At 68.4% G+C, this 6,102-nt stretch carries 3 protein-coding genes and 1 pseudogene; all 4 read right to left on the bottom strand.

Annotation, left to right across the window (positions count from 1 at the left end):
• Positions 1 to 164: 164 nt before the first annotated feature.
• The 4 genes and pseudogenes from ltrA to ACIBH3_RS30655 all read right to left on the bottom strand — a co-directional run bounded on the left by ltrA (position 165) and on the right by ACIBH3_RS30655 (position 6,017).
• The gene (gene ltrA / locus ACIBH3_RS30670; RefSeq protein ID WP_396315363.1) at positions 165 to 1,952 is read right to left on the bottom strand and encodes a group II intron reverse transcriptase/maturase; all 1,788 of its coding nucleotides are present in this window, start codon (positions 1,950 to 1,952) and stop codon (positions 165 to 167) included.
• 619 nt (positions 1,953 to 2,571) lie between these two features.
• Positions 2,572 to 3,522 carry a transposase domain-containing protein gene (locus ACIBH3_RS30665; RefSeq protein WP_396315362.1) on the bottom strand — a complete coding sequence of 317 codons (951 nt, stop codon included), beginning with the start codon at positions 3,520 to 3,522 and terminating at the stop codon, positions 2,572 to 2,574.
• A gap of 133 nt (positions 3,523 to 3,655) precedes the next feature.
• Positions 3,656 to 4,846 (bottom strand): annotated as a pseudogene (locus ACIBH3_RS30660) (IS4 family transposase); the annotation flags it as partial.
• A gap of 61 nt (positions 4,847 to 4,907) precedes the next feature.
• The gene (locus ACIBH3_RS30655) at positions 4,908 to 6,017 is read right to left on the bottom strand and encodes a mechanosensitive ion channel family protein (RefSeq protein ID WP_396315361.1); all 1,110 of its coding nucleotides are present in this window, start codon (positions 6,015 to 6,017) and stop codon (positions 4,908 to 4,910) included.
• Positions 6,018 to 6,102: the final 85 nt, after the last annotated feature.

Below are 6,102 nucleotides of genomic sequence, written 5' to 3'. Positions count from 1 at the left end.
TCCCGTGGTTCCGCCCCCCGGGGACTGTCCAACGTAGACCCCGGCCTTGCGGCGGGGTGTTAGGTCGCGCGGGGGTGGGGGTGGGGTTGGGGGGGGGTGGGGGGGGGGCCCCCCCCCCCCCACCCCCCTCAGAACCGGACTTGCCCGCTTTCCGGGCATCCGGCTCAAGCAGGCCCTGAAGGCTCACGGGCAGCCAGAAGTGCTGGTTCCCTGTTGCCATTGCCGCCGCGCCAGCGGTGGCAATGGGCATGGATGAGTCGGAAGGCGACGAGACCGTCAGACCTGCCTGCGCCCGCTTCGACGGTGATCGCGTTCTCGCGGACCGCCGTTCGGGTCGCCCGCAGCCACTGCTCCCATTCCTGAGGGCTTTGCGGCTGTTGGGTGGCGTGCAGGAGGAGACTTCCGCAGAGCGGGCACCGTCCTTGCTGCGTCTGGAGCAGACGCAACCAGAACGGACTCAGCGGAGGCTTGTTCCTGCGTCGCCGTGAGGCCCAGTACTCGGTCAGCGCCGGGTCGTCCACGGATGCGCCCTTGATGACCAACTGGTGTCTGACGATCTTGGTCCAGGCGAACTTGGCGAGATAGCGGCCGGTCTCCCGGTCGCCGAACACCCACCGGTCCTGCCTGGAGGTGTTGAACCGGCCGAAGTACCGGGCCGTGACCCAGCCCCTCGGCTTGTTCGGGTGCGTGTGCCTGGCCCACTTGTAGACCAGCCGCCACACATGGTCGTCCAGCGAGGTGAACACCTCGCTGGAGACCACGCCCCGATAGTAGGCAGCCCAGCCCCGGATGATCGGGTTGAGCTTGGCGATCACAGCCGCCGCGTTTTGCCCCCGAAGGGCAAGCACTTCGGCGGTGAGCCGTGCCCGGATCCGTCGCACGCCCGCCTTGCTCGGCTTGATCAGCAGCATGCCGTGGTAGCGGCGGACGTTGAACCCCAGGAAGTCGCAGCCCTCGTCGAGGTGCGCGATGCGCGTCTTCTCCTCGTTGAAGTTCAGACCCCTGGGCGCCAGCCACTCGGCGAGCTGTACCTTGACCTGCTGGGCCTCGTCACGGCTGTGACAGAGCGCCACCAGATCGTCGGCGTACCTGATCAAGGTCGGTGAGCCCACTGCCAGTTCACCGGCACGGGGGCCGGAGGTGCGGTAGCGGACTCCGGCGGCCTCTTCCATTCCATGCAGGGCCACGTTCATCAGCACGGGGGAGATGATCCCGCCTTGCGGAACCCCCTCCTCGGTCGGAGCGAAGGAACCGCGGTCGATCATTCCCGCCTTCAACCACTGCTCGACCAGTCCCCGGGCGGGGAACTGTCCGATGGAGGCGAGGAGGTGGTCATGGTCGATGCGGTCGAACGCCGCTGCCAGGTCCGCGTCGAGGATCCACTGGCGCTTCGGGCTCTTGCCCTTGGCGGCCAGGAAGATCGCTCCGATCGCGTCATGGCAGCCGCGGCCGGGACGAAATCCGTAGGACCTCGGCTCGAACCGCGCCTCCCACTCGGGCTCCAACGCGTTCAACGCCACGGCTTGAAGACACCGGTCGATGATCACGGGAATTCCGAGGCCACGCTGACGACCATTGGCCTTGGGGATATACACCCGCCTGACGGGCAAGGGCTTCCACGGGGCCGCCCGATGCTGCATCCAGTCGGCCAACTCGGCCTTCCCCCGGGGCAGCAGGACGACCCGGCCATCGATCCCCGCCGTCTTGCGGCCAGCATTGACCTCCGTAACCCGCCGCACGCTCACCAGCGTGTTGGAACGGGAACGGAGCATCAGTTTCTGGAGATTACGGACCCTTTTGAGGTCCCCTGCCTGTGACGCCGTGAAGATCCGCTGCCTCGGCCGCCGTACTTCCTCCTCCGCGCCCTGCCAGTCGATCGACTGCCAGTCGGTGAAGTCGCCCTCCGGTCCGTTCACCCTGGCGACGGTGTCGTCCTGGGCGGTGTCCGCCACGGATGATGGTGTCGCCACGGTGTCCAACTTGCCCTTCGGTTCCAGTGCTGATGCCATCGAGTCCTCACAGGCCCACCTGACCCACGTCAGCACCCTTTCGGGTCCGGGCAGAGCCCGTATCCGGCCGGTTATGCGGGGCGACCAGCGGAGGTGCTGGCCATCTGCCCCGATTTCCCGCTGCCTTTCGGCGACCGGCGTTCGCTTCTTGGGTCATCCTGTGCCCGCTGGGGAGTTGAGCCTTCCTTACGGTCGGCTTACCGAACGCCTTCACGTCCGGACCCCAACGGGGTTTCCACGTTCCACACGAGTGAGATACGACCGGGGTGGGTGCCCCCTAAACTCCGGGACGGCGATGCTCTCCCGGCTGATGATGGGTCCTCAGCCGGCGCCTGCCGCTTCTCAACGGCCAGTCCTGCACCCCGCTGGAACAACCCATCGGCGGGGCCCACGATCACGAAGCATCGTCAGGGGTTCACTCACGTTCACCCGTCCGGTCTTCCCCTTGCCTGTAACCCCCGGATGGAACAGGGGCCCTTGGGCTTCTCCTCCGAGCTTCACACCCCGCCGTTACCGGCGACGCATGTCGAAGTGGGGACGGGCCTTGAGCACTGGCCCGGAACTACGCTGTCGACATCAAGCCGATCCTCCTGTCAGGTAATTCACTCAATCTCGTGCGACTTCGTGTCGCACCCCAGCGCTCGTGGTAGAGACGCACCAGGTGGTCCGCGGGATCGGTGCGGTGGTTGCCGAGCGTGGTCAGCAGGCGGTGGGTCCCGCCGAAGTCGCCGCCGTCGGCGGTGCGGGAGCGGATTTCGGCCTCGATCACCCGCAGCGGGAGACCCCCGATCCGAGTCAGGTAGGAGCCGTCGGGCAGCAGCGCCAGCACCGGTGGGCGCCGGACGCTGGTGGCGCGAATCAGAGATTGCGCCCCGTGAGCCGCGATGTCTGCGAGCAGTTCGTTGCTGTCGAAGGCGCGGTCCGCCTGAAGGAGCATGTCCGAGGTCAGGTGGTTGACCAGGTCCCGGGCATAGTCGGTCTCGTCCTTGGTGGCGGGGCCGAAGGCGGCTGCGATCAGGCCGCGGGTGCCTGTTTCGCACAGGGTCATGAGCATCAGCCGGGGGTAGCCTGCCGGACCGTAGCGGCGCTCGGTGTGGTCGAGCCAGGATCGGTTGCGCTCGTGGTCGGGGACGGACAGGCTGCCGCAGCCGTCGAAGGCGACCGTGCGCCAGCGGCGGTAGCGCACTCCGGGCGTGGACGGCTGGGCCAGCGGGCCGGCCAGCACGTCGAACAGCCGCTTGAGCGGGGCCACGCCGACTCGGCGACGCAGATCGCGAAGTGCCTTCTCCGACGGCTGCGGAGCTCGGGCGGCCAGTCCGGCCACGAGCTTGCTCCATACCAGCCAGGCACCCAGGTGCCCGAACAGCCCGAGCGCGAGCACGAAGTACACCCCCACGCGGGAGGGGAGGCTCCGAAGTCGTCGCTCGCGAGCTCCGGTCTCGTCCAGTACCGCGTCCACCGACTCGGGTGGGATGACCTGCGTTAACTCACCGATATGACCAGGCGCGAACACGTCATAGGTTCCGCCCGTGACAAACTGGGCGACTGAGCCTCTGCTCTCTCAGGAAGATCTTGGTCGATCCCCTGGATAGCAGAGGCCCCTCCCGTATCTCGCCCACCCTTGACGCCGCCGCCGAGCTCTTAGCCGCCTGGGCGGTGACGTGGCGGCGGGCGACCCGCAGGGTGCGGATGAAGGAGATTCGGTCGGGATCGTGGCTGACCTGCCGGGCGGCCTGATGCATGAGGTCGCGTAGTGCGTGGTGGACCAGGAGGAAGGCGAAGATCTCCTGCTCGGCGCCGCGCGGGTGCTGGGACCGCAGGACCAGGCGCGGCCCGCCCAGGTGGGTCTTGATCTCATCCAGCGTGGTCTCGATCTCCCACCGCTGGGCATAGAGGGCGGCGAGTTCCGCAGCTGGCGCGGCCTGTGGGTCGAGGATGCTCGTGACCAGCCGGTAGACAGTGGTTTCGCCGTCCGTTCGACCGAGGGTGTACTCGATGATGCGGACCTGGGTTGGGTCGGCGCGGCGGTTCGTGTCGCGGGCGGCGAAGATCTGCGAGAGATAGGAGCCGTCCTCCAGCGTAGTCAGGACCAGAAGGACGGCGTCGCTCTTGGCCTGCCACAGGAGGTCGGCGCCGGTCGCGGTCGCCGCCCGCCACAGGTCGAGACCGCGAAAGCCACGGTCACCCAGCAGAAGCATCCCGGGCGTCAGGGAAGCGAACAACTCCTGGGCGAGCGCGGTCTCGTGGACAGCCAGTGGTGCGACTTGGGCCGCGAACACGGCGTGGGTGCCGCACTCGACCAGCGCGGTGACCCTCGCCTGCGGATACGCACTGCGTCCTTGCCCCCGGCAGGTTCCCGGCCGGCCGAAGAACTCCGCGTTCGCCGCCGTGTCGGGAAGGTCGAAGGTGGTGCCGTCCACGGCGACCAGACGCCATCCTCGAAACCAGGCCCCGTCCGTCTCCACAGTCGCCACCGGCCGGCAGACCCGGGCGAACAGGGCCCGTAGCGGTTCCGGCCCCAGCCGCAGACGCGCCCGGCCGATCGCGGCTGTCGTCGGCACCCGCCAGGAGCCCTGCCAGCGCCCTTCCCTCTCCAGTCCGTGGGCGAGCAGGCGCGCGACCTCTTCGTAGCCCTGGCCCGAGAACAGGCACATGGCGAGGACGAAGTACACGACCACCCGCGCGGGCAGCAGCCGATGACGCTTCTCGACTCGCCCGCACTCAGCGATCACCTCATCCACGAGCTCCGGCGGGAACGCACGGGGCAGCACCCCGAGCGCGATCCGATCCGAGAACCGCTCACCCGCCGCCGACTTCACCTGACCAGGCCTTGGCACAATCAGCCCAACGACCAAAGCCCACCAAAGTCACCGGTATTGCGTCTAGCCCCCGCGCCGGCTACCGCCGCCGGTCCGCCAGCACCTCGGACGACGCATCCCACTGGTGCGGCACCGGCGGGAGGGACGACGGTGCGCCCGCCCCGTCCTGCTGGAGCGAGACCGTGCGCGTGGGTGCGGGGATCGAGATGCCCTCCGTTCGGTACCGCTGGTGCAGGCGCTTGATGAACTCGTGCTTGATCCGGTATTGGTCGCTGAACTCGCCGACGCCCAGGATCACCGTGAAGTTGACCCTGGAGTCCGCGAAGGTGTGGAAGCGGACGGCGGCCTCGTGGTCGGGCACGCCGCCGCTGATATCGGCCATCACGCTGTCGACGACGTCGAGGGTGACCGCCTCCACGTGCTCCAGGTCGCTGTCGTAGCCGACCCCGACCTGGACCAGGATCGACAGTTTCTGCTCGGGCTGGGAGTAGTTCGTCATGTTCGTCCGGGCCAGGCGGCCGTTGGGGATGATCACCAGGTTGTTCGACAGGTTGCGCACCACGCTGTTGCGCCAGTTGATGTCGACGACGTACCCCTCCTCCCCGCTGGTGAGCCGGATGTAGTCACCTGGCTGGACCGTCTTCGAGGCGAGGATGTGCACACCCGCGAAGAGGTTGGCGAGGGTGTCCTGCAACGCCAGCGCGACCGCGAGACCGCCCACCCCGAGGGCGGTGACCAGCGGGGCGATGGACACCCCGAGGGTCTCCAGGGCCACGAGGACGCCCATCGACAGCACCACGATCCGGGTGATGTTCACGAAGATGGTCGCGGACGCCGCGACGCCCGTCCGGGACGCGGCCACCGACTGCACCAGCCCGGCCACCACCCGGGCCGCGCTGAGCGTCGCGATGACGATGAGCACGGCTGTCAGGGACCGGTCGACCAGCCCCCCGATCCGCGCGGTGAGCGGCAGGGCCGAAGCGGCCACCGCGGCCCCGGCGATCACGGCCGCCCAGGGGACGATGGTGCGCAGCGCGTCGACGATGATGTCGTCCCCGCTCCACTTGGTCCTGCTCGCGTGCTTGCCCAGCCACTTCATCAGAGCCCGCAGCACCAGGCCGGCCACACAGCCGGAGGCCAGCGCGATGCCGGCCACCACCCAGTCATGCAGGACCAGGTCCCGGGTCACCGTCCCGCCCCCGCAGCGTGGAGGGCGAGGGAATGGGCCGCCGCCGGCCGCCGTGTGTGCTGTGTCGTCACCTTGTCGCCTGTCA

It is taken from the genome of Kitasatospora sp. NPDC050543 (assembly GCF_044457565.1).
Classification (GTDB): Bacteria; Actinomycetota; Actinomycetes; order Streptomycetales; family Streptomycetaceae; genus Kitasatospora.
This window is presented reverse-complemented; position numbering and strand designations above follow the sequence as displayed.